This window comes from Hymenobacter segetis, assembly GCF_038448715.1.
Classification (GTDB): Bacteria; Bacteroidota; Bacteroidia; order Cytophagales; family Hymenobacteraceae; genus Hymenobacter; species Hymenobacter segetis.
Map to the genome: position 1 here is coordinate 221,045 of NZ_JBCEVZ010000001.1, position 22,913 is coordinate 243,957.

The following is a 22,913-nucleotide window of genomic DNA, read 5'->3' on the forward strand; positions in this document are numbered from 1 at the left end:
GCGTCCTGATAAGGGGATTCGTTACACGTTAGCCGTGCTCAGCTTGGGTGCGTCGCCGGGCAGGCCGGTCACGTCCTCGCCAGCGGCTTTGCGCTCACGCTCCTCTTTCTTGCCGTAGGTGTCGAGGATAATCGGGGTGGCGATGAACAGCGACGAGTACGTGCCGAAAATCACGCCGATAATCATGGCGAAAGAGAACGAGCGGAGGGTTTCGCCACCGAACACATACATCACGAACACCACCAGGAACACCGTGGTGAACGTAATCATAGTGCGCGAGAAGGTCGAGTTCAGAGCCGGGTTCACCACCTGGGCGAAGGTCAGCTTGGGGTTTTCGCGCAGGTACTCGCGGATACGGTCGTAGATAACCACCGTGTCGTTCATCGAGAAGCCGATAACCGTGAGCAGCGCGGCCACAAAAATCTGGTCCATCTCGTAGTTCAGGCCGAAGAGGCGGGCAATCGGGAAGGCGGCAATCACGAGCAGGGCATCGTGGAACAGCGCGACCACGGCAGCCATCGAGTACTGCCACCGCTCGAAGCGGAACAATACATATACGAAGATACCCAGCAGCGTGAGGCCCAGCGAGAGCACCGAGGTGCGCTTGATGTCGTCGGCGATGGTGGCACCTACTTTCGAAGTCGACTTGATAACCGGCGCGTCGGCGCTATAGGCTTGCAGGCCCTGGTTCAGGGCGGCTACTACTTTGGCGTCGGCCACGGGGCTTTCATCCTCGGCGAGGTAGCCGGTGGTGATGCGCAGGCGGTCAGGAGCGCCGTACTGCTTCACTTCGAGGCCGGCATCCTGGAAGGCGGGGCGGATTTTATCGGCCACGTCAGAAGCTACCATCGTTTTGTTGAAGTCAACCACGTAGGCGCGGCCACCTTTGAAGTCCACACCCAGGTTCGGGCCGCCCTGCACGTACATCAGCACGAAGCCGATGATGATGAACACGGCCGAGAACGTATAGGCAATTTTGCGCTTGCCCACGATGTCGAAGTTCAGGTTCTTGAACAGGTTGCGCGAAATCGCGGTGCTGAAGGTCATCGGGTGGTTCTCATTGCCCTTCACCATCCACTCGATGATGAGGCGCGACACGAACACGGCCGACAGGAACGAGGTGAGTACACCGATACCGAGGGTAACCGCGAAGCTCTGCACCGGACCCGTACCGAAGAAGCCGAGAATCACGGCAATCAGCATGGTCGTCACGTTCGAGTCAAAGATGGCCGAGAAGGCGCGCGAGTAGCCTTTGTTGATGGCATCGGTCAGGCCGAGGCCGTGGTCCAGTTCTTCCCGGATTCGTTCGAAAATCAGTACGTTGGCATCTACCGAGGTGCCCATTACCAGAATCAGACCGGCGATGCCGGGCAGCGTGAGGGCCGTGCCAAACTGGGCCAGTACGCCCAGAATCAGGAAGATGTTGAAGAGCAGGGCAATGTCGGCCACGATACCGGCGCGGCCATAGTAGAAGGCCATGAACAGCATGATAATCACCACGCCGGCCAGCGACGAGTACAGGCCCTGGTTGATGGCTTCCTTGCCGAGCGACGGACCTACTACGGCCTCTTCCACGATGCGCGTGGGAGCGGGCAGCTTGCCGGCTTTCAACTGGTTAGCCAAGTCCTGGGTGTCTTCCACCGCAAAGCTGCCGGTGATGCTGGTGCCACCGCCCGAAATCTCGCTCTGCACCACGGGGGCCGAGCACACGTAGTTATCGAGCACCATGGCCACCTGCTTGCCAATGTTGGCGGCGGTCATTTTCTGCCACTTGCGAGCGCCCGAGGGCGTCATGCTCATCAGCACTTCGGGCTGGCCGTTCTGGCCGAGGTCGGCGCGGGCATCGCTTACTACTTCGCCGCCCAGGGGAGGCACGCCGTCGCGGGTTTTGCGCACCGGAATCAGCTCCAGGTACTCCTGCTTGTCGATGGTAGTGGGTTTCAGGCTCCAGAGCAGGGCCAGGGTGGGGGGCAGGGTGGCTTTGGCTTCGGCCGAACTCAGGATTTTGTTCATCGCCGAGGTGTCGCGCAGGTTCACGCCCAGGCGGCCGGGCATGGTGAAGAGCTTGGCGAGGGCGCCGCCCTTGTTGGCAGCCGAAGAGTCAGCGGCCGATTTGCCGTCTTTGCCTTTCTTGGCAAGCTGGGCAGCCAGCGAAGTTGAGTCGCCAGCGGCGGCGGTAGCGGTAGTGTCGGTGGTAGTAGCGGCAGCGGGGCCGGCTTTCGCAACGGCATCCTTGGCTTGCAGCTGCTTGTCGAGGGCCACCAGGTAGGGGCCGATTTCGTTCTGGTTCCATACTTCCCAGAACTCCAGTTTGGCCTGGCCTTGCAGCAGTTTGCGCACACGGTCGGGGTTGTCCACGCCAGGCAGCTCGATTTGCAGACGGCCGGTGCCTTTCACGCGCTGGATGCTGGGCTGGTTCACGCCGAACTTATCGACGCGGGTGCGCAGAATGTTGAACGAGCGGTCAATGGCTTCCTCCACTTCCTTGTCAATCGCGCCAATCACCTTCTCGTTCGAAGAGTTGATATCGATGTTGCGGCTCTTGTTCGTCGTGTTGGCGAAGATGCTAGCCAGCGGCTTGCCGGCGGCGTTCTGCTGCCAGGCCTGGGCAAAAAGGGCCGTGAACGGCGTGCCCGAGTTGGTTTTCTGAGCTTCCTGCGCATCGGCCAGCGACTTGTTGAAAGCCGGGTCTTTGCTGTTGCCGCTCATGGCGCGCACGATTTCCACCGGCGAAACTTCCAGCGTCACGTGCATGCCGCCTTTCAAGTCAAGGCCGAGGCCGAGCTCGCTCTGGCGCACCTCGCGGTAGGTGAAGGGGCCGAATACCGGTGCGCGCCACACCGAATCAAGGTAGTGCTGGCGCTGGCCTTCGTCGAGTTTGCCGTTTTTGGTGGCGTAGGCCACGGCCTTCTGCTGCACCCCACGCGAGACGTAGGTGAAGAAGAGGAAGTACGCGCACAACGCCGTGACGACGAGGGTGAGCGCGATGATTAATCCTTTGTTACGCATTATTAAAAGTGTTGAATGTTAGATATTGAGGGTTGAATTCCCGAAGTGGAAAGCGGAGAATAAGCGAAGCGGAAAAGAAAAGGGTTGGATGTTGCGTGAGCCGCCAGCCCTTCGGCCAACACCCATTCAACACTCAACCCTCAAAATTCAACACTACTTAGGGAGCCTGCGGCGATAGCGCCACAGCCAGCAGCCGTGCCCGGAAAATCTCGCCGGCGCGAATGCCCGCCAACAGGCGTGGCGCGGCCAGCTGCCAGCGCAGCGTAGGCAGCCACAGGGTGGCGGTGGCCGGCAAAGGCAGCCAGGCGGTGCCCAGCGGGGTTACAAAATGCTTGACCGTGCCGGTGGCTTCGAGCAGCACTTTTTGCTTGACGACGGTGGCGCGGGTGGGCGCAGCCCAGCGCGTTTCGGCCTTGCCCAGGGGGCGCAGCACGCTCACGGCCCGCTGGTTCAGGCCCAGCACCAGCAGCACCGTGGCGGCAAGCCAGGCGAAGCGGAGCGAAAACCAAAAACGAGCAATCAGTTGGGACATGGCGGCAAACGGGGTCTGCAAAGATACCACTTTGCTGGAAAAGCCAGCAAGTGCGCCTTTAATCCAGTTTGAGGTCCATAAACCGCACTATTTCAGCGCTTCAAACGAATACTGCGCATCGGCCCAAAACGCATCCAGCGCCACGAGCCGGGGCTTGAAGAACGAAATCAGCGCCGGCCAGTCGTCGCGGCTGAAGAGGTTCACGCCTGGCAGGTCGTGGTAGATGCGGCTCAGCGGCTGGCCCTGGGCATCGGTGGCATCGGCCTCCCAGGCCCAGGTTTCGCCCAGAGTTTCGTGCAGCAGGGTTTTCAATTCCAGAAACTGCTCCCAGAACAGCTCGCGGATGCCCGCGTCGGGGTGCGTGAGCTCGATGCCGATGCTGGCCCGGCGGTTATCGGCCTGCATGCGAAAATACACGTTTTTGACGCCCGTCTTGTAGTTTATCCAATTGGTGGTGTCGCCCTCAGCCGAGGGTACCGGGGCCATATATTGCCCAAATGCCGTCCAGAACGCCTGGCGCAATCGGGTGATTTCTGCTTTGCTATACATTCGATAGAGTGAGGACAAAAAAAGAACGTCATGCTGAGCGCAGCCGAAGCATCTCTGCCGCAATAGTAAACCCACTCGCTGGGTTAGTTGTGCGGTAAAGATGCTTCGACTGCGCTCAGCATGACGTGCCGGCGGTGCGGTTCGTTGCCAGTGCTGCTTACAGCGGCGTGGCCCACCAGCCGGCTTCGTTGTTCTGAATGGCCACACCACCGGCGTTGTGGTAATATTCTTCCACGCACTCCCGGAAGCCCGGATTGTAGGTGCTGGCAAAGCACACGGCGTGGTCGGCCACGGGCAGCGGGCCGGTGTGCACAGCAAACACGCTGCCGCGCTCGGCCTTGGTGATGATGAGGTAGGTGGTGTCGCTCAGCTTGCGGGTCGACTCTTCAAACGCCTGGTCGTACTCCTTGTCGGGCGTCACGGCCACGCGTAGGGCCGCGTTTCCCGGCGGGTGTTGCAGCACGCCGGACTGGCCGTTTTTGTCACAGCTGCTCAGCGCAGCCAAGCCTGCCACTGCCAGCGCCGCTAGTTGAAAAGAACCTTTCATCGTTGTAAGAATAGCGTGTAAACGAGGGTTATACGGAGCAATTTATCTCTGGGCCAACCCGACTTGGTTCGGCCGCAAGGATGATTTGTGGGTCCAATATAATCTATTTTAACTGCTACTTTGATGAAGTTGGCAAAAAATAACTGACCAGCTTAGCCCGCTGCTTTGCGCAGCCCCGGCCTGCTAGCGCTTTTTCACCGTCCGCCAAAGCCCTTATTCTTCGGCGTTCACCTTGGTGCGCAGGAAGCCCACCAGCACCTCCAGCCCGCGCTCAAAATGGCGGTTGTTGGGAATCACGATGTCGGCGTAGTGCTTGTAGGGCGCGATGAACTGCTCGTAGGTGGGCGCTACGTGGTGCGTGTAGCGGTAGAGCACGTCGGCTAGGTCGTAGCCCCGCTCGTCGCGGTCGCGGATGATGCGGCGGTGCAGCTTCACGTGCTCCTGGGCATCGATGTACACCTTCAGGTTGAGCAGCTTGGCTATTTCCTCGAAATGAAACACGAAAATGCCCTCCACCACCACAATGGGCGCGGGCCGGAACACCAGCTCCTGCGGCGTCACAGCCGCATTATTGAAGGTGTATTCCTTGCGGCGCACCTCGTGGCCCTGGCTGATGCTGAGCACGTCGGCGGCATAAGCGGCGGCGTCGATGCTGGCGGGCAGGTCAAAGTTTTCCACCCCCATGTCGTCGCGCAGCTGCTTTTCGCGCGGGTGGTAGTAATTGTCCTGCGAGATGAGGCAAATCTGTTCCTCCGGGAATGCTTCCAGCAGCCGGCGCAGGAAGGTGGTTTTGCCAGAAGCGCTGCCGCCGGTAATGCCAATTAAGTAGGGGGTCTGCATAGCAGGCAAAGGTAGTTTGGGGACGGGGAATATGAGATAGGGGAGATAGCAGGTGCTAAGACGAACGTCATGCAGAGCGTAGCGAAGCAACTTTACCGGGGCGAGTAATCCAATCGACAGGATTAGTGACTGCGGGCAAGATGCTTCGCTGCGCTCTGCATGACGTTCATGCCTGCGTGTTCCTATTCCTCATTCAAAAAAGCCACCAGCCCGGCCACGGCCCGCGCCCGGTGGCTGATGCGGTTTTTTTCGGTCCCGCTCATTTCGGCGAACGTGCGGCCATCGCCCTCAGTGGGCGCAAACACGGGGTCGTAGCCGAAGCCGCCGGTGCCCCGCCAGTCCTCCGTAATAAGGCCCGCCACTTCGCCCGCAAACTCGTGCATGGTACCATCGGCCCCGGCCAGCGCCACCACCGTGCGGAAGCGCGCCGACCGGTCGGGCTGGCCGGCCAGTTCCTGCAGCAGCTTGGTTACGTTGTCTTCGGCCAGGCGCTGGGGGCCAGCGTAGCGGGCCGAGTACACGCCCGGCTCGCCATTCAGCGCCGTCACTTCCAGCCCGGTGTCATCAGCGAAGCAGGCCACGCCGTAGTGCTGGCGCACGTATTCGGCTTTCTGGCGGGCGTTGCCTTCCAGGGTGTCCTGGGTTTCGGGCAACTCTTCTTGGCAGCCGATGTCGGCCAGGCTCAGCAGCTCAATGCTGGCCGGCAGCAGCGGGCGAATTTCATCGAGCTTGTGGGCATTATTGGAAGCGAAGCAGAGGCGCATTGCAGGAGATTCGTGAAACAAGACAGATGAATAGCAAAGCACAAAAGAACGTCATGCTGAGCTTGGCGAAGCATCTCTACCGCGCAATTAATCCTTCCGATTGGATTACTACTACGTTAGAGATGCTTCGACTTCGCTCAGCATGACGTTTTGAATTAGCCCGTTCTGATTAAGAAGCAACCTACCGGAACATCGACTTAATAGTGCCCCAGGAGCGCTGCACGGCGCTGGGCGTGCCGGCCAGCACGGTGAGGTAGCTTTGGTCGGCCCCGGGGCCGCGCACGGTGAGGCGGTAGGTGTAGGGGCCATTGCCGGCTGACGGCGGCGCGGGCGTGGTGCCGCCGGTGGTGCGGTACACGTTGGCGTCGAGGTACTGGTAGTGCCGCATGCCGGTGGCAGCGGTGGTATTTACTATAGTATAACTGGCTTCGGTGGCACCCTTGCGGGCCAGCTCGAAACCGGTGACGTCGGTTTCAGAATTCACTTCCCAGTCAATCCGCACGAGGGTGCCGGAGTAGGCGGCCGTGAAAACCGTGAGCGTGGCCGCGTACACTACGGCCGCGCTCCACAGCACCAGCAGCAGCGCTACGGGGCCGGAACGGCGCAACAGACGGCGAACGAGTACAGATTTCAGCACACGCAACGGGCCGGCCCCGAGTGTGGGCCGAATTCAAATGTACAACCTTTTCAGAAAGTCAACAAGCTCAGGCGCACGGGGTGGCGCGGCCGGCTGTGGCGAAAATATTGGACGCAGAGTTGGGTATTTCCGAGCTAAGCCGTACTTTTGCAGTCCCTTCCGCAAAATCGGCAGGGTTCAACCGGTAAAACCGACCTCTCGATATGAAAAAGGACACCCACCCCGAGTACCAGGAAGTCGTATTCCAGGACTCCTCTTCGGACTTTAAGTTCATCACCCGCTCGACGATGAAGCCGACCGACACCATCACGATGGAAGACGGCAAAACGTACCCGCTGGTGAAAATCGAAGTAAGCTCTGCTTCGCACCCCTTCTACACGGGCAAAAACATGTTCATCGATACGGCCGGCCGCGTGGAGAAATTCCGCAGCCGTTACGCCAAGAAGGAGCAGAACAGCGCCAACAAAGAATAGCTTTTATCAGCTGTTAGCTTCCAGCTAATAGCCGTTAGCTTTTTAAGAACTCCTTTCGGTTTCGCCGGAAGGAGTTTTTTATTGGCCCTCGGCCAAGCCGCTTGCCGTAAATTTGGGCCTGTTTCAAAAGAAGCTAACAGCTAACGGCTATTAGCGAATAGCTTAAGAAAAATGCACGTTCTCCTCTTCGACGACCCGGCCATTCGGCCGCACCTGCTGCCTTTCACCTTCACCCGGCCCGTGGGGGCGCTGCGCTGCGGCATCCTCACCATTGCTGAGAAGTGGCAGCGGCATCTGGCCGCGCCCACCGTGGGCTACCTCACGCAGCCGTACCTGCAAGCCAAGTTCCCGGTGTGCGCCGATGGCGTGGTGACCGGCCCGGCGCTGGTTATCAACGGCGCGGTGTGCCCCGATGCGGTGCTGGTGAAGCAGGTGCTGGCGCTGCAGCCCGGCCAAGGCCTGTATTGCGACGAGCTGCTGGTGGCGGCCCACCTCGCCGATGCCTCGCTGGTAGCCGAGCTGGTGCAGGATGGGTTGAAAGAAGAAAAGCAGGTGGCCGAGCCCGTGACGGTGATTGACCGGCCGTGGCAGCTGTTTCTGCGCAACGGCGTGGAAATTCGCCGCGACTTCGCGCTCCTCACCAAAGGCCGCACCTCGCAGCCGGTGAATGACGCGCACACCATTGTGTACGGGGCCGAAAATATTTTCATTGAAGAAGGCGTGAAAATCCGCGCCGCCATTCTCAACGCCGAGGACGGCCCGATTTACCTGGGCAAGAATTCGCAGGTACACGAGGGTGCTATCATCAAAGGGCCGCTGGCGCTGTGCGAGGGCTCGCACATCAACGCCGGAGCCAAAATGCGCGGCGACAACACCGTGGGGCCGTTCTCGAAAGTGGGGGGCGAAGTGGGCAACAGCATCCTGCTGGGCTACTCCAACAAGGGCCACGACGGCTACCTCGGCAACTCCGTCATCGGCGAGTGGTGCAACCTGGGGGCCGATACCAACACCTCAAACCTCAAAAACAACTACGCGCCCGTCAAAATCTGGAGCCACGCCGCCAAGCGCTTCGTGGACACCGGCCAAACCTTCTGCGGCCTGATGATGGGCGACCACAGCAAGTGCGGCATCAACACCATGTTCAACACCGGCACGGTGGTGGGCGTGGGGGCCAATATTTTCGGGGCCGGCTTCCCGCGCACCTTCATCCCGAGCTTCAGCTGGGGCGGTGCGGCGGGCTTCGAAACCTTCAAGCTGCCCAAAGTGAACGAGGTGGCTGAGCGCGTGATGGCCCGGCGTGGCCTGCCGTATGATGCGGTTGAGCAGGGGATTATGAAGGTAGTATTTGAGGCGACGGAAGAGGACCGGGTTTGGGAGAAAGCCAAAGCATGACCTTCGCTGATATCCCCAACCAGTCTGCCGTCAAAGCCCTGTTGCGCCAGTCGGTGCAGCGGCAGCACGTGGCGCACGCCCAGCTTTTCCGGGGGCAGGAGGGCGGTGCGGCACTGGCGCTGGCCCTCGCCTATGCCCAGTTTCTGAACTGCGAGGACCGCGCCGCCGATGCCGAGGATAGCTGCGGCCACTGCCCGGCCTGCACCAAAACGGCCAAGCTGGCGCACCCGGACCTGAACTTCATCGTGCCCGTAACCACCACCAAAACGGTGACCAAGGACGCGGTGAGCAGCAAGTTCATGGCCGAGTGGCGAGCATTCGTACTCGACAACCCCTATCAGGGCCTCAACGACTGGATGCAGCACATCGGGGCCGAAAACAAGCAGGGCAACATCAGCAAGGACGAAGCCGTGCAGATTCTGAAGCTGGTGAGCCTGAAGGCCTTCGAGGCCCGCTTCAAAATCGTGATTCTCTGGCTGCCCGAGCTCATGCACCCCGCCGCCGCCAACGCCGTGCTGAAACTGCTGGAAGAGCCGCCGCCCGCCACCATTTTCCTGCTCGTCAGCCACGCGCCCGAGCAGCTGCTGCCCACCATCATTAGCCGGGTGCAGCCAGTGGTGGTGCGCCCGTTTTCGGAGGACGACATCACCGCCTACCTGCGCGATGAATACCAGGTGCCCGAAGTGAAAGCCCGCCAGGTAGCCCAGCTGGCCGAAGGCAGCCTCGGCGCGGCCATCGCCAGCCGTGATGCCAACGCCGACCACGATTACTTCGAATTCTTCCGCGACTGGATGCGCCTGTGCTTCAGCTACGGCAGCAAGGCGGCCGATATTCTCAAGAAAAGCGAGGAATTCCAGAAGCTGGGCCGCGAAAACCAGAAGGAGTTGCTGAGCTACTCACTGGGTTTGGTGCGCAAGGTGCTGCTGTTCGGCATCGACCCAAAATTCGTCCCGCATCTGGCCAATGGTGAGCAGCAGTTCGTCACGGGCTTCGCCAAATTTGTGACCCCGCGCAACGCTGATTTATTAACCAAAGAGCTGACCGACGCCCACTACCACATCGAGCGCAATGCCAACGCCAAAATGGTGTTCGTGGATAGCTCGCTGCGGTTAGGCGGTTTTTTACGAGTTTGAGTGAATAAAACCACGGTCATGCTGAGCGCAGTCGAAGCATCTCTACCGCGCAACTAAATCAATTTTGGTGTAACGAAGCGGTAGAGATGCTTCGACTGCGCTCAGCATGACGTTCCAAATAACAACTGCCTGATTATGACCATTCGCCTCGCCACTCGCGCCAGCCGCCTTGCCCTTTGGCAGACGGAACACGTCGCCCACCTGCTGCAAAAGGCCGGTTTCGAAACCGAAATCGTGCCCATGCAAACCACCGGCGATGCTGTGCAGGACCGCAGCCTGGCCAAAATCGGCTCTAAAGGCGTGTTCACCGAAGAGCTGGAAGCCAGCCTGCTGCGCGGCGAAACCCACCTCGCCGTGCACTCGGCCAAGGACGTGCAAAGCAGTATTCCGCGCGAGCTGGAGCTGCTGGCCTTCCTAGAGCGCGAGCGGGTGAACGACGTGGTACTGAGTTTCGACGAAAAATTCTCGCTTGATAAGCCCGGCATCGTGCTGGGTACCAGTAGCACTCGCCGCAAGGCCCAGCTGCGCCGCTTCTACCCCAACGCCACCACTGCCGAAGCCCGTGGCAACCTCCAGACCCGTCTGCGCAAACTGGAAGAGGGCCAGTTTGATGCGCTGGTGCTGGCCTTCGCCGGCGTGCACCGCATGGGCTACGAGCACCTGGTGCGCCACACGCTGCCGGCCCACCAGTTTGTGCCCGCCACCGGCCAGGGCAGCATCGCCATCGAGTGCGCCGCCGACCTGGACGAAGCCCTGAAAGCCCGCCTCAAAGCCGCCCTCGACCACCCCGCCACCCACACCTGCCTGCTGGCCGAGCGCGCCTTTCTGCACACCATGGAGGGCGGGTGCAGCATTCCCTCCTTCGCCCTCGCTACCCTTGATGGCGGCCGCCTGCGCCTGCACGGCGGCCTCATCAGCCTCAACGGCGAGGAGTACGTGGAGGAAATCCAGACCGTCGAGACAGCCGCTGACGCCCGCGCTTTGGGCATATCGGTGGCCGATGCCGTGCTGGGGCGCGGCGGACGCGAAATCCTGGCCAGCATCCGCGAGCACCGCGGCTAAAGCGCTTGGTTGCGGCCTGCAAATCCATGTAGTTTTGGGGCATTGTTCCCGTTATTCCTGACGTTGTTCTTATGAAATCCTTTCTTTTTTCCTGGGCTGGCACCGTATTTCTGGCCCTGTTGTGGCTGACCTCTCCCACGTTCGCGGCGGATAAACCGGCCAAACATGCCAAGCATAAAAGCAAGGATGAGGTCGTGACCATCACCACGGCCCAGGGCGTTATTCGCCTGGTTTTGTTCGATGACACGCCCCTGCACAAAGCCAATTTTCTGAAGAAAGCCCAAAGCGGATTCTACAACGGCACCTCATTCCACCGCATCATCGAAGGGTTCATGATTCAGGGCGGCGATGCTAATTCCAAGGATGCCGACCCCGGCAACGACGGCCTCGGCCAGCCCAACGAAGGCACCATTCCCGCCGAGCTCGCGCCCGGCCACCAGCACAATTACGGCTCTGTGGCCGCCGCTCGCATGGGTGGCCCGGCCGGCACGCCCAGCAGCATCACCCAGTTTTATCTGGTTGAAAACCACGACGGCGCTCATTTTCTCGACGGCCAGTACACCGTTTTCGGCCAGGTAATCCAGGGCCTCGACGTGATTGATAAAATTGCCAAGCTCCCCAAAGACGGCCGCGACCATCCGCTGGGCGATGCCAAAATGACCATGAAAGTGGAGAAGATGAAACGCAAGAAAATCACGAAGGAATACGGCTACACCTATCCGTAACCGATTGCAAAGGCGCACTGCATGAAAATCCTTCTCACGGGTTCCAATGGCCTGCTCGGCCAGAAGCTGGTGGCCCTGTTGCGGCAGCAGCCTGATGTAGAGCTCGTGGCCACGTCGCGGGGAGTCAACAAGTTGGCCGGCCTCTACTCCGATGTTCGCTTCGTGCAGCTGGATGTGAGCGATGCCGCCCAGGTGCAGCAGGTGCTGGCCCGGGAGCAACCCACGCACCTCATCCATACCGCCGCCATGACCAATGTGGACGAGTGCGAACTCAACCGCGAAGCCTGCTGGCAGCACAACGTGACGGCCGTCGAAAACCTGGTGGCGGCCTGCGCCCGGCAGCATATCCACCTCACGCACCTCAGCACCGACTTCATTTTCAGCGGCGAAACCGGTCCATTGGCCGAGGACGCCGCTCCGGGGCCAGTCAATTTCTACGGCGAAAGCAAGCTGGCTGCCGAGCAGGCCGTGCAGGCCAGCGCCGGCCCCTGGGCCATTGCCCGCACCGTGCTGGTGTACGGCGTGGCCCACAACTACGGCCGCACCAACATCGTGCTCTGGGTGCGCGACTCGCTGCGCGCCGGCAAGCCCATCAAAGTAGTGGCCGACCAGTGGCGCACACCCACCCTGGCCGAGGACCTGGCCCAGGGCTGCTGGCTGCTGGCCCACCATAATGCTCAGGGAATCTACCACATCAGCGGCGCGGAAATGCTCACGCCCCACGCCATGGCCCTGCGCGTAGCCGAACATTTTGGCCTCGATGCAGGCCTGATTGAGCGGGTAGATGCCAGCACCTTCACACAGCCAGCCCGCCGGCCCGCCCGCACCGGCTTCCTCATCGACAAAGCCCGGCACGACCTCGGCTATCAGCCCCATACCTTCGCCGAAGGCATTGCCCTGGTGAGCGCCCAAAACGAAACCACCGCCAGCTAGCGCCCGGCTCGTTTAGCCAAGGGCTGATGGCTTGGGTATAGGACAAAAAAAACCCGCCGGGGCAGACGGCGGGTTGAAACTCAGCCGGGGTAGCCGGTGAGCGGTAGATACTGGATTATGGGTAGAATATTATACCAGATGCAACAGGGTAATTAAGAGCTGGAAATTAAAAGAGGGAAAGGCGGAATAGCAGCGAAAACGCAGGCCTAAGCCTGGGGCCATACTCCAACCAGAAGCCCTCCTACCAAAACAGCGGTGCGGCCCAGTAGCGCCGCTTCACCCAAAGCCCGGGGCACTACCATTCCGTCAGGGGTGACGAAATCGATGCCTACGGAAATGGGACGAGCGGCTTCTTTCGGGGCTTTCGGCCGGCGAGGAGTGCTTAATGACGGATAGATGAGCAGGTACATAAGGATATAGATAAAACGGTGGTAGAAAAAGAAGCGCTACCTGGGGAGAGCAACGAGGGTTTTTATTAAAAGCAATACAATGTTACGGCCACTACACTGCCGATAAAAGGACATAATGGCCCTGATTGTGACATCGAAAAAGTAGCGTGGTGGAATGATTTATATCAATTATTGATTGGTAAAATCATATATGAAATAAATAATCACAGGCTGATTTTATTATAAGCAACTGTTTATTAGCGTTGTGTAATTTTTTATGTTGAGCTATTATTATTATAAAAAAACCGAATTTGTGACATAGCATCAACTGCTCAACTTCTTCTGAAGCATTAAATAAATCCCACCTATACTTGCCAAAGGCTAAGTTCTTGGATTTAATAAGCGACTTAGGGTATTAAGGCTTAATATGCTCATGGTAAGCAGCAATGAAGGGAATAATAGAACCCACCAAGCGCTGGGCTCACTGCGCACGGTGGCGAGCAGCCGGCCCCAACTAGCTACCTCCGGGGGCAAGCCAATGCCCAGGAACGACAAGGTGCTTTCCAGGCCCAGCAGGCCCGCGATGCTCAGCGGCAAGGCGGTGCGAAGCGGGTGCAGGGCATGGGGCAAGGCGTGCCGAAACCACACTTGCCCCTCCGAAAGGCCGGCTGCCCGCGCAGCTTCTACAAACGGTAAGTGGCGGACGCGCAGCATCTGGGCCCGCACCAACCGGGCCATTGGGGGCCATGTAGTGAGCACCAGCACTGCCAGCAAGCCGGGGACCGAAAGCCCGATACTGGCCACCACGGCCACTACCACAATCAGGCGCGGAATGGTGTCGAGGGCCGTGGCCGTACCCATTACCAACGCATTGACCGGCAGGGGGCAAGTAGGCAGCGGGCGGCTTCGTGAAGTTGCACTTACCGCTAGGATTGCGCCAATAAGTATTAGCCCCATCCCCAGCGTTGGAATGGGCAGCTGCAAGCCCCACCACACGCTGCCCGCACCCATCAGCCAGTAGGACAAGGGGGCCCGGGCGGTATTTCCCCAAAAGCCGGCGGCGGCCCCGGCAAGGCCCCCAACGAGTGCCGCCAGCAGGGCGGCCGGCAATGTGAGCAGCACGGCCGTGCGGGTGCCATACACCAGAATGCTAAGCACATCGCGCCCCTGCGGGTCGGTGCCGAGCCAGTGGCGGGTGGCACTAAACGGTGGCACGGTCATGTGGGCCAAATCGGGGGTGCCGGGCGGGTAGGGCAGGGGCAGCAGGGGCACTGCTGCGGCCACCAGCACCAGCAGGCCCAGCCAGCCTAACGCCAGCCGCTGCGGCCAGGTGGGGCGAAAGGAGGTCAGGACTGCCAACGGATGCGGGGGTCGGCCCAAAAATAAGAAAGGTCGGCGAGGAGCAATGCCAACAGGCGAACCGCGCCGGTGAGCAGCACGCCGCCAATGAGCACGGGATAGTCGCGGGCGGCGGAGGCTTCGGCCAGCAGGCGGCCCATGCCGGGCAGGGCAAACACCACTTCCACCACCACGGCCCCGGCCACGAGGGCCGGTAGGAATTCGGCAATCTGGGCGAGGGTGGGAAGCAAGGCATTGCGCAGCGCGTGATGCCGGACCACGGCTGCTTCGGACAGGCCTTTGGCGCGGGCCGTGGTGGCGTAGGCGGTGCCCAACTCCTGCTGCAGGGCGGCGGTGAGCTGAAGCGTGAGCTCGGGCAAGGCCGTAATGACCAAGGCTAATACCGGGAGAATCAAATGCAGAAAAACATCGGCCAAATGCTGGCCGGGGCTCGTGCTCGTTTCATCTAGTTGGCCGAAGCCGTACGCGGGCAGCCAGTCCAGCACATCAGGATTGGCAAATACCAGCAACAGCACCAGGGCCACCACAAACAGTGGGAGGCCGTGTACCACAACCAACACTACGCGCACAGGACGCTGCCACCACCAAGACGTGGCCAGGCGCTGCGCCAGCGCCAGGGCAATCAGCACCGCGAGAACGGCCGCCGTGCCCGTGAGCGGCAGCGTGAAAGCTAGGGCATGGCGCAGACGTGCGGCCACGCCCTCGCCCGTCCGAAACGAGGTGCCCAAATCGCCGTGCGCCAGGGCCCGCAGCCACTGGTGGTACTGGTTGTGGAGGCCGTGCCAGTGCCAGGACTGCATTCCGGCAGGCGAAGCCGGCTCGTGGCTCACGTAAAAAACGGGTAAATCGAGGCCGAAGCGTTGGCGCAGAGCTTGCAGCGCAGCCTGCTGGCCTTGGGGTAGCAGGGCAGGGCTGGAGCCTGTCTGGCTGGTGGCATCGGGCAGGGATAGGCGCAGGGCGGTGTCGAGGTCGTGGCGGCTCAGTAGGAACACGGCCGAGGCCAGGGCCCAGATTGCGAGGAAAGTGCGGGCCAGACGTCGGAAGATAAAACGGGCCATGCGCTATGCCACACCAGAATTTAAGGTTCAACCACGATTTCGCGTGAGACGCAGTGGCTGGCTACGCAGGCATTGGAGCCGTAGCCGCGCATGCTGAAGCGCACCGAATACGTGCCGGGCCGACGGAAAACGTGCTGCGCCGTGCGGGCCTGCACGATAGTGCCATCGCGAAAATCCCAGACGAACTGCACGTTGCGACAGGTGAGGAGCTGGGCCTCGGGCGAATCGAAGGACACGGACTGGCCCACGCGCACGCGGGTGGCCGAGGCGGTGAAATCGACGATGTCCTGCTGCACGAGGTTGACGGGGATGTACTTCTGGCCGCGCCGGATTTCGCCGGTTTTGTCCACGATGACATCGAGCTCGACCACGTAGTTTTTGCGCTCTTTGTAGCAATGGCTCACCGTAGGGCCGGTGAGGGTGGTGCCGTCGCCCATATGCCACTGGTAGGTGAAGGGGCCGGCCGGCTCGTCGATGGACGGGCGGCCGTCGAGGTCGACGCACAACATGCGCGGCAGGGGCGGGCCGCAGCCTACGCTAGTGGTATCGCCGGCCTGCTGGGCCTGGGCGGCCAGACCCGCCAAGACGAACAGGGCCGCTAGTAGCGAGGATTTAATGGAAGAAAAAGCTACTGGAAAGCGCATATTAGAGGATTAGGCGAAGAAAACGGCGCGGCGGCTAGAATTTATTAAGGCGCTGCATGACCTCGCGCAGGTAGGTCTGGCCCACGGGAATGTGCTTGCCTTCCACGATGACCGAGTTGTCTTCGAGGGCCTGAATGCGGTTGAAATTGACGATGAAGGAGCGGTGCACACGCACGAAGCGGTTGCTGGGAAACTTCTCTTCCACCGCCTTCATGGTGCTATACACGATGAGCTTGCTCTGGCCCGTGACGATGTGCACGTAGTCGCCGAGGGCTTCCACGTAGCGCACTTCGTCGAAGCTGACGCGCACGAGCTTGTTGTCGACTTTCACGAAGGTGAAATCGGCGTCAGCGTCGGACGTTTCGATGGCATCGGGGCCGGCTGCGGCGGCGCGGCGCTCGGCCATTTCCAGGGCTTTTTGGGAAGCTTGCAGGAAACGGGCGTAGCTCACAGGCTTCACCAGGTAGTCGACCACGGCGTGCTCGAAAGCCTGCACCGCGTAGTCTTTGCTGCTGGTGATGAGCACGACTAAGGGCGGATTCTGGAGCATTCCCAGCAGTTCGATGCCGGAGAGCAGCGGCATTTCCACATCGAGAAACAGCAGGTCGACGGGCGCGGTGCGCAGGGACTCGGCGGCTTCGATGGGGTTGGTGAAGCTGCCGACAGCCGTCAGAAATGGCGTGTTGTTGATGCAATTGAGCACTATCTGAACCGACATTGGGTCGTCATCAACCACTAAGCAACGCAGATTAGAAACAGCCATAAGAAAGCGAAACGGTGGGAGTTTTGGTAACGAATGTAGGGCCCACGGTTCAGTTTTCAAGTTCCGGCCCGCTCCTCCAGCTGCGGGTACAGCTCGGCCAGCTGCTGGCGGATGGTGTCGAGCAGCGGCTCGCAGTAGGGCAGGGCCGGGTGGCGGGCGGCCCGTTCCAACTCGTCGAGCTGGGTGTGCAACACCGGCACACCAAAATAGGCCACTTGGCCCTTGAGCTTGTGGGCGGTGCTGGCCAGCGCGGCGGGGTCACTGGGGCAGGTGGCGGCCATTAATGCCTCCAAGGCCGGGGCTTCGGTGAGGAAGGTGGTGATGATTTGACGCAGGAAGCCTTCATTTCCGCCGGCCAGCTCTTCCAATAGGTGCCAGTCGGGCTTGAGCGTTGGTGGGTTGGTGGATTGGTGGGTTGGCGGGTTGGCGGGAATATGTTCTTCGTTGGAGGTGATGGCTGCTTCGGCACCGGCGGTGCCCCGGCCGGTGAAATGGGCAATGCGGGCGTAGAGCACGGCCGGCTCGAAGGGCTTGGCGAGGGTATCATTCATGCCGGCGGCCAGGGCCAGGGCGCGGTCTTCGGGCAGCACGGAGGCGGTGAGGCCGATGATGGGTAACTGGCCGGCATCGGGAAAGTGCTGGCGGATTTCGCGGGTGGCCCCATAGCCGTCAAGCTCGGGCATTTGCACATCCATCAGGATGGCGTCGAAGGGCTGGGTGGCGCCGGTGATGGCCTCCACGGCCAGGCGGCCGTTATCGGCGATGACGACCTGCACGTTCCAGGCTTCGAGGGTTTTGCGGGCCACGAGTTGGTTGAGGGCGTTGTCCTCTGCCACCAAGATGCGCAACGCCGGCTCGAAGGGCGTGAGCAGGCCAGCGTGGGCGTCGGGGCGGGCGGCGCTGGCATCGGCCACTTCGTAGGGCAGCTCGAAGAAAAACTCGGAGCCTTGGCCTTCCTCGCTGGTCACGCCGAGCTGGCCGCCGTGCAACTGCACGAGGTTGCGGGCAATGCTCAGGCCCAGGCCAGTGCCGCCAAACTCGCGGGTGGTGGAAGTGTTGGCCTGCGAAAAATCCTCGAAAATGGCCCCCAACTTGTCATTTGGGATGCCAATGCCGGTGTCACGCACGGCGAAGCGAACGAGGGCGTGGCCGGCTGGGTCGGGGGCTGAAACAGTTTCTACCGTAACCGTGACGCCGCCGGCGCGGGTGAATTTGATGGCATTACCCACCAGATTCACCAGCACCTGATTGAGGCGCACGGGGTCGCCGAGCACGGCGGCGGGCACGTTGTCGGCCACGTTTACGGCCAGAAAGAGGCCTTTGCTTTCAGTGGCAAACTTGAACATGGCCCCGAGGCGGCGCACGGCTTCGGGCAGGCGGAAGGGTACCTGCTCCAGCGTCAGCTTGCCGGCTTCCATCTTCGAGCTGTCGAGGATGTCGTTGATAATCACCAGCAGGTTTTGCGACGACGACTCGATGGCCGTGAGGTATTCGGCCTGCTCGGTGTTGGGACGGGTAGCTTGCAGCAGGTTGGTGAGGCCGATAACGGCGTTCATCGGCGTGCGGATTTCGTGGCTCATGTTGGCCAGAAACTGCGCCTTGGCCCGGCGCGAGGCCTCGGCCGCGTCGCGGGCCACCACCAAATCGGCGTTGATGTCTTCGATGTGGGCTTTCTGCTGGCGCAGCTCGGCGGTGCGCTCGCGCACAGTGCGCTCCAGCACAAACTGGGTGCGGCGCAGCGTGCGCTCGCGGAAGCGCACCAGCCCATAAGCCAACCCGGCCAGCGCCAGCAACGCAAACGTGCGGAACCACCAGGTACGCCACAGCGGCGTAGCCACGCCAAAAGTGGCGGCCACCACCGGGCTCCACGGCCCACTGTTGCCGCGCCGCACCCGCGTCTCAAACACATACTGGCCAGCATCGAGGCCCGGAAACTGGGCTTCGCCGGCAGTGCTGGGGCGGCTCCACTCATCGGAGAGGCCGCGCAGGCGGTGCTGGTAGGTGAGGACGGCACCGGCATTGAGGCTGATGCCCTGAAAGGTGAAATTGACGCGGTGGCGGGTGGCGGATAGCCAGCCCAGCGCATCCAGGGCGCGGGCTTCGCCGTCGACTTCGACCCCGGTAATGGCCAGGCCGGGCCGGCGGGTGGTGGCGAGGCGGCGGGTAGTGGCTACGTCTACGCGGAGCAGGCCGGTGCGGGTGCTCAGCCACGCTACCGCGCCGGTGCGGGGGCCTGCAGATAGGGCGGCGGGGCCGAGGCAGTCGCGCACCAGCGGGTTATCGGTGGCGGCGAGGGGCGTGAAGACGCGGGTGCGGCAATCCAGCAGCGTGAGGCCCTGGCGATGCACCAGCAGCAACTGCGGACCGGCGGGGCCGGGCAGCGGCAGCATTCCATAGGTATAGTCGGAAGGCAGCTGGCTGGCGGCGGTGAGCTGTTGCCACTGGCCGGAACGCTGGCGGCAATAGATGCTCTGGCCCTCGGTGCCCACCCAGATGCGGCCGTCGGCATCCTCGGCTAGGCTGCTGGCATCAAGGCCCACGGAGCCGAGGCGGTAGTGCACGAATTCGTCCATCACAGGGTCGTAGGCGGCGATGCCGGTGCCGTGCGTGGCCACCCAGACGCGGCCGGTGTGGTCGGCCAGCAGGGCGTAGGTGGTGTTGTGCAGCAGGCCGTTGGCGGTGGTGAAATGGCGAATTCGCTGCGAAGAATCGGCGGGCAGGAGGTAGAGGCCATCAGCGGCGGTGCCTACCCAGAGGCCGGAGCCGGGCGTGTAGGCCAGGGCCGTGATATTGAAATCGGTACTATTGAAACCCGGTACAGCCTGCGGAATATGACCGGGCGCGGCGGCTGTGTAAAGGCCGGTGGACGTGCCGACCCAGAACCCGCCGCCCAGCCGCGCCGGGCGCGGCAGCAGCGCTTTCACCGAACCGCCGCGCAGAGCCGGAGCTACGAAATCGCCTTGCTGAGCAGGCGCAAGGCCATTAGCATGAAGCCGGAAAAAGCGGTTGCCGCCGAAAGTAGCCCAGGCTTCGGCCAAACCTTTTTGGTGCACCGTAGCCAGCGCCGGCAGTTGATTGGCCGAAGCGAGGGGGTATGCTTCCAGCCTCAAATGCCGGTCCGAATGGCGCAGCAGGCCCTGACCGGCGGTGCCCAGCCAGGCGTTGCCTTCGCGGTCCTCGAGCAGGCAGGTGGGTTCGGTGCCTTCGGGCAGGCGCAGGTGGTATCGGCGCAGGTAGCGGCCGATGGCGGCGGTATCGACGTGCGGGGGGCCGTCGGCGGGCAGGCGCAGGCCGACGGGGACGGCACTACGCTTGGCCGGGCTGAATGAACTGGTGGCGGTTTGCTTCACCGAAATGCCGCCTTGGTAGTGGCCTACCCAGAGCCGGCCGGTAGTGGGCTCCTCGCACAGCGACACCACAAAATCCTCGGCTAGGCCGTCTTTCTGAGTAAAGGCCACGAACTGGGTGCCGTCGTAGCGAATAAGGCCTTCGCCAGTGCCTAGCCAGAGGTAGCCCTGCCGGTCCTGCAGCAGCGCGTACACGAAAGCCGGCCGGAATCCCTCCGTTGGCCCAAACTGGCGCAAATAGGCCTGCTGGGCGCTGGCCGGCCGCATCCAAAGCAGCAGCCCAAGCAGCGCCAGCAGCATCAGGCCCAGCCGACGGATATAGAGAAAGCGGAGAAGTAGTTTCAAGCGGAAAACACCACCTGCCGGATTGGGCAGTTGTTTGACGCTGCAAGGTAGAACGGGCCGTTGAGCGGCGGGCCGACTTTACGGTTATCGAAGTGCAGAACCCGACGAATACAGCGTTTTGCCCGATAGTAGCGCGGGCTTTTATCCTAACCCGAGCCGTCACGCGCGGACTAAAAGTCCGCGCTACTTACTTGGCCGTCACCTTGAACTCGGTGCGGCGGTTGAGTTGGCGGTTGCCTTTGCTGGTGTTGGGCACTTCGGGCCTGGTTTCGCCGTAGCCCATGGCCGTGAGGCGGGCGGCGGCGATGCCGTGCTGGGTCAGGTAACTCACCACGGCCTGGGCGCGGCGCTGACTCAGGTCCTGGTTCATGGCGGCTTCGCCCACGTCGTCGGTGTGGCCAGCCATTTCCAGCTTCAGGGCGGGCGTTTCGGTGAGGAGCTTTTGCAGGCGCTCCAGCTCGGCGGTGCTTTCGGGGCGCAGGGTCGCCTTGCCGGTATCGAAAAAAATGTTGCGCAGCACGATGGTGGTGCCGATTTCCAGCTTCTTCATGGGGATGTCCTTCACCACTTCGGCGAAGGCCGCGCCGGCGGGTAGGTCGAAGTTTTCGGAGTGAAAAAGGTAGCCGTCCTGCCGCACCACGATGCCGTAGTTAGTGCCCGAAGGCAGGCTCACCAGGTAGCGGCCCGAGGTGGCATTGCTGCGGAAATTGGCGATGGTCTGCCCGCTGGTGTTGTCGATGAGGTCGATGGCCGCGTCGAGTGGCTGTTTGGTGGCGTCATCGGTCACGGTGCCTTTCAGGATGGTGACCTGGGCCGTGGCCACCGCCACCGCCGGAGCCAGCACCGTTTGCTTGATGGGCACGAGGCGCGAGGCCAATAATTGGTCCTCTTCGCTCAGCAAAGGCTGTTTCTCCGGCCCGAGAAAGGTGATGCGGTAGATGTCCTTCGCGCCCAGCCCGCCGGGCCGGTCGCTGCTATAATAGCCGTGCCGCCCCGAGGCCGAGGTCACGAAAAATACGTCATCATCGGGCGTATTAATGGGCCAGCCCAGGTTTTCGGGCGTACTCCACTTGCCGTTTTCAAACACCGATTTGAAGATGTCGTAGCCGCCCATCGAGTTGTGGCCTTCGGAAGAAAAGTACAGCGTCTTGCCATCGGGGGCCATAAAGGCACCCTCCTCACCATAAGCCGTGTTGATGGCCGGGCCCAGGCTCACGGGCGTGTTTTTGCCATCGAGGTCTACTTTGTAAATGTCGGAGCTGCCCGCGCCGCCTTCGCGGTCGCTCACGAAATAGAGGTAGCGGCCGTCGGGCGAGTAGCTGGCCGAGGTTTCGTGGGCGTTGGTGTTGATGCGGCTGTTGAGGCGGCGGGGCTTGTCCCAGGCCGTACCGCCGAGGGTGGTTTCGAGCAAATCGCCGCCGTTGGTGCCCACGTACACCAGCATGCGCTGGCCGTCGGGGGCCAGGCCCACGGTGGCGTTGTGGTCGTCGGTGTTCACGGGCGCGCCCAGGTTGGTGGCGCGGCTCCAGGCCTTGCCCTTCCAGGTCGATTGGTAAATGTCTTCAAAATAGCCGTTACCCTCCGGGTCCTTCTTGCCGCCCGTCGAGCCCTCCCGGCGCGAAGTAATAAGGATAGTCGACTCATCAGCCGACACCACCGGACCGTAGTCCGAGGCCTGCGAGTTTAGCTCCGGCCCGGCGTTATCAATGAACACGCGCGTGGGGTGGGCCATCAGCTGCTGGCCGTTGCGGCACTCCTGAATGCGGCGCTGCAAGTCGTTGGGCGTGATGGTGCCGGCGTCGCCGTTGCGGGTGTTGCTGCCCACGGGCGTGGCCAGCTGGTATTCGGCCATGGCCTCGCGCCATTTGCCACTTAGGTGCAGGGCACGGGCCAGCAGGTAATGGGTGCGGGCATCGGCGGTGGCGTCGAGCTTGGCCGCTTTTTGCAGGTAGGGCAGGGCGGCGGTTTTGGTAGCCGAGTTCAGGTAGCAGTCGCCGATTTTAACATTCAGGGCCGCGTTATTGGGGTTGAATTCCTGGGCCGCCAGAAAGTGCGGCAGGGACTGGGCGTAGCGCGGCGGGTCGGCGCGGTAGTCATCGTCGCCGGCTTTCAGCTCGCGGTTGGCTTCGCGCAGGCCTTCTTTATTATCGCCAAAGTTGTCTTTGGTAAAGGCCACGCTTTGGGCCGCGGCAGGCAGCGCGGCGCTGGCGAGGAGCAGGAGGACTAGCAGGCGAATAGGAAAGGACATAGCAGAATGGAATAATATTGGTCGTCATGCAGAGCGCAGCGAAGCATCTTTACTGCTCAATGCAATTCAATCGAAAGGATTTAGTGACTGCGGGCAAGATGCTTCGCTGCGCTCTGCATGACGTTCTTTTTGTGTGATATTCTCAACTACTTGGCCGCTTCGCC

General features: G+C 61.5%; 19 protein-coding genes. 6 read left to right on the plus strand and 13 right to left on the minus strand.

Annotated elements, in window-relative coordinates:
- Positions 1-21: 21 nt before the first annotated feature.
- The 7 genes from secDF to AAFH49_RS00930 form a co-directional block, all read right to left on the minus strand.
- Positions 22-3,009: a protein translocase subunit SecDF gene (gene secDF / locus AAFH49_RS00900; protein ID WP_342295272.1), complete on the minus strand. Its 2,988-nt coding sequence runs from the start codon at positions 3,007-3,009 to the stop codon at positions 22-24.
- A 157-nt stretch (positions 3,010-3,166) separates the two neighbouring features.
- Positions 3,167-3,541, minus strand: coding sequence for a hypothetical protein (locus tag AAFH49_RS00905; protein WP_342295273.1), 375 nt, complete (start codon positions 3,539-3,541; stop codon positions 3,167-3,169).
- Positions 3,542-3,628: 87 nt separating this feature from the next.
- On the minus strand, positions 3,629-4,090 hold the full coding sequence (locus tag AAFH49_RS00910; protein WP_342295275.1) for a DUF4268 domain-containing protein: 462 nt from the start codon (positions 4,088-4,090) through the stop codon (positions 3,629-3,631).
- A 157-nt stretch (positions 4,091-4,247) separates the two neighbouring features.
- A complete protein-coding gene (locus AAFH49_RS00915; RefSeq protein WP_342295276.1) occupies positions 4,248-4,637 on the minus strand; it encodes a hypothetical protein in 390 nt (129 codons plus the stop codon).
- Between the two features lie 213 nt (positions 4,638-4,850).
- Entirely contained in the window at positions 4,851-5,477 is a 627-nt protein-coding gene (locus AAFH49_RS00920) for a uridine kinase family protein (protein WP_342295278.1), read from the minus strand.
- A 182-nt stretch (positions 5,478-5,659) separates the two neighbouring features.
- Positions 5,660-6,241, minus strand: a complete 582-nt coding sequence (gene rdgB, locus AAFH49_RS00925; RefSeq protein WP_342295281.1) for an RdgB/HAM1 family non-canonical purine NTP pyrophosphatase — start codon at positions 6,239-6,241, stop codon at positions 5,660-5,662.
- Positions 6,242-6,422: 181 nt separating this feature from the next.
- Positions 6,423-6,848, minus strand: a complete 426-nt coding sequence (locus AAFH49_RS00930; RefSeq protein WP_342295283.1) for a hypothetical protein — start codon at positions 6,846-6,848, stop codon at positions 6,423-6,425.
- A gap of 233 nt (positions 6,849-7,081) precedes the next feature.
- Between AAFH49_RS00930 and AAFH49_RS00935 the strand changes: the two genes are divergently transcribed.
- The 6 genes from AAFH49_RS00935 (at position 7,082) to AAFH49_RS00960 (ending at position 12,596) form a co-directional block, all read left to right on the plus strand.
- Positions 7,082-7,351 carry a type B 50S ribosomal protein L31 gene (locus tag AAFH49_RS00935; RefSeq protein ID WP_196294405.1) on the plus strand — a complete coding sequence of 90 codons (270 nt, stop codon included), beginning with the start codon at positions 7,082-7,084 and terminating at the stop codon, positions 7,349-7,351.
- Between the two features lie 171 nt (positions 7,352-7,522).
- Entirely contained in the window at positions 7,523-8,743 is a 1,221-nt protein-coding gene (locus AAFH49_RS00940; RefSeq protein WP_342295287.1) for a GlmU family protein, read from the plus strand.
- Complete coding sequence (locus AAFH49_RS00945; RefSeq protein ID WP_342295289.1) at positions 8,740-9,876, plus strand: DNA polymerase III subunit; 1,137 nt, start codon at positions 8,740-8,742, stop codon at positions 9,874-9,876. The genes AAFH49_RS00940 and AAFH49_RS00945 overlap by 4 nt, the downstream gene beginning before the upstream one ends.
- Before the next feature lie 135 nt (positions 9,877-10,011).
- On the plus strand, positions 10,012-10,938 hold the full coding sequence (gene hemC, locus AAFH49_RS00950) for a hydroxymethylbilane synthase (protein WP_342295291.1): 927 nt from the start codon (positions 10,012-10,014) through the stop codon (positions 10,936-10,938).
- 71 nt (positions 10,939-11,009) lie between these two features.
- Positions 11,010-11,663 carry a peptidylprolyl isomerase gene (locus AAFH49_RS00955; protein ID WP_342295292.1) on the plus strand — a complete coding sequence of 218 codons (654 nt, stop codon included), beginning with the start codon at positions 11,010-11,012 and terminating at the stop codon, positions 11,661-11,663.
- Positions 11,664-11,684: 21 nt separating this feature from the next.
- Entirely contained in the window at positions 11,685-12,596 is a 912-nt protein-coding gene (locus AAFH49_RS00960) for an SDR family oxidoreductase (RefSeq protein ID WP_342295294.1), read from the plus strand.
- A 770-nt stretch (positions 12,597-13,366) separates the two neighbouring features.
- Here AAFH49_RS00960 and AAFH49_RS00965 read toward each other — a convergent pair.
- From AAFH49_RS00965 to AAFH49_RS00990, 6 genes are all read right to left on the minus strand, one after another.
- Positions 13,367-14,344, minus strand: a complete 978-nt coding sequence (locus AAFH49_RS00965) for an ABC transporter permease (RefSeq protein ID WP_342295296.1) — start codon at positions 14,342-14,344, stop codon at positions 13,367-13,369.
- Complete coding sequence (locus AAFH49_RS00970) at positions 14,332-15,402, minus strand: ABC transporter permease (RefSeq protein ID WP_342295298.1); 1,071 nt, start codon at positions 15,400-15,402, stop codon at positions 14,332-14,334. Before AAFH49_RS00970 ends, AAFH49_RS00965 begins: the two co-directional genes overlap by 13 nt.
- Before the next feature lie 20 nt (positions 15,403-15,422).
- Positions 15,423-16,046 (minus strand): PKD domain-containing protein, encoded by a 624-nt coding sequence (locus AAFH49_RS00975; protein WP_342295300.1) that lies wholly within the window; start codon positions 16,044-16,046, stop codon positions 15,423-15,425.
- Between the two features lie 34 nt (positions 16,047-16,080).
- A complete protein-coding gene (locus AAFH49_RS00980) occupies positions 16,081-16,809 on the minus strand; it encodes a LytR/AlgR family response regulator transcription factor (protein ID WP_342295301.1) in 729 nt (242 codons plus the stop codon).
- 56 nt (positions 16,810-16,865) lie between these two features.
- Positions 16,866-20,501: a hybrid sensor histidine kinase/response regulator gene (locus AAFH49_RS00985; RefSeq protein ID WP_342295303.1), complete on the minus strand. Its 3,636-nt coding sequence runs from the start codon at positions 20,499-20,501 to the stop codon at positions 16,866-16,868.
- Between the two features lie 187 nt (positions 20,502-20,688).
- Positions 20,689-22,749 carry an OmpA family protein gene (locus AAFH49_RS00990; protein WP_342295304.1) on the minus strand — a complete coding sequence of 687 codons (2,061 nt, stop codon included), beginning with the start codon at positions 22,747-22,749 and terminating at the stop codon, positions 20,689-20,691.
- Positions 22,750-22,913 lie beyond the last annotated feature (164 nt).

Coding starts and splice junctions, on each gene's coding strand:
- AAFH49_RS00960 (WP_342295294.1), top strand. CDS start 11,685: ATGAAAATCCTTCTCACGGGTTCCAATGGCCTGCTCGGCCAGAAGCTG.
- AAFH49_RS00940 (WP_342295287.1), top strand. CDS start 7,523: ATGCACGTTCTCCTCTTCGACGACCCGGCCATTCGGCCGCACCTGCTG.
- AAFH49_RS00905 (WP_342295273.1), bottom strand. CDS start 3,541: ATGTCCCAACTGATTGCTCGTTTTTGGTTTTCGCTCCGCTTCGCCTGG.
- AAFH49_RS00920 (WP_342295278.1), bottom strand. CDS start 5,477: ATGCAGACCCCCTACTTAATTGGCATTACCGGCGGCAGCGCTTCTGGC.
- AAFH49_RS00915 (WP_342295276.1), bottom strand. CDS start 4,637: ATGAAAGGTTCTTTTCAACTAGCGGCGCTGGCAGTGGCAGGCTTGGCT.
- hemC (WP_342295291.1), top strand. CDS start 10,012: ATGACCATTCGCCTCGCCACTCGCGCCAGCCGCCTTGCCCTTTGGCAG.
- AAFH49_RS00990 (WP_342295304.1), bottom strand. CDS start 22,749: ATGTCCTTTCCTATTCGCCTGCTAGTCCTCCTGCTCCTCGCCAGCGCC.
- AAFH49_RS00935 (WP_196294405.1), top strand. CDS start 7,082: ATGAAAAAGGACACCCACCCCGAGTACCAGGAAGTCGTATTCCAGGAC.
- AAFH49_RS00975 (WP_342295300.1), bottom strand. CDS start 16,046: ATGCGCTTTCCAGTAGCTTTTTCTTCCATTAAATCCTCGCTACTAGCG.
- secDF (WP_342295272.1), bottom strand. CDS start 3,009: ATGCGTAACAAAGGATTAATCATCGCGCTCACCCTCGTCGTCACGGCG.
- rdgB (WP_342295281.1), bottom strand. CDS start 6,241: ATGCGCCTCTGCTTCGCTTCCAATAATGCCCACAAGCTCGATGAAATT.
- AAFH49_RS00980 (WP_342295301.1), bottom strand. CDS start 16,809: ATGGCTGTTTCTAATCTGCGTTGCTTAGTGGTTGATGACGACCCAATG.
- AAFH49_RS00970 (WP_342295298.1), bottom strand. CDS start 15,402: ATGGCCCGTTTTATCTTCCGACGTCTGGCCCGCACTTTCCTCGCAATC.
- AAFH49_RS00955 (WP_342295292.1), top strand. CDS start 11,010: ATGAAATCCTTTCTTTTTTCCTGGGCTGGCACCGTATTTCTGGCCCTG.
- AAFH49_RS00910 (WP_342295275.1), bottom strand. CDS start 4,090: ATGTATAGCAAAGCAGAAATCACCCGATTGCGCCAGGCGTTCTGGACG.
- AAFH49_RS00945 (WP_342295289.1), top strand. CDS start 8,740: ATGACCTTCGCTGATATCCCCAACCAGTCTGCCGTCAAAGCCCTGTTG.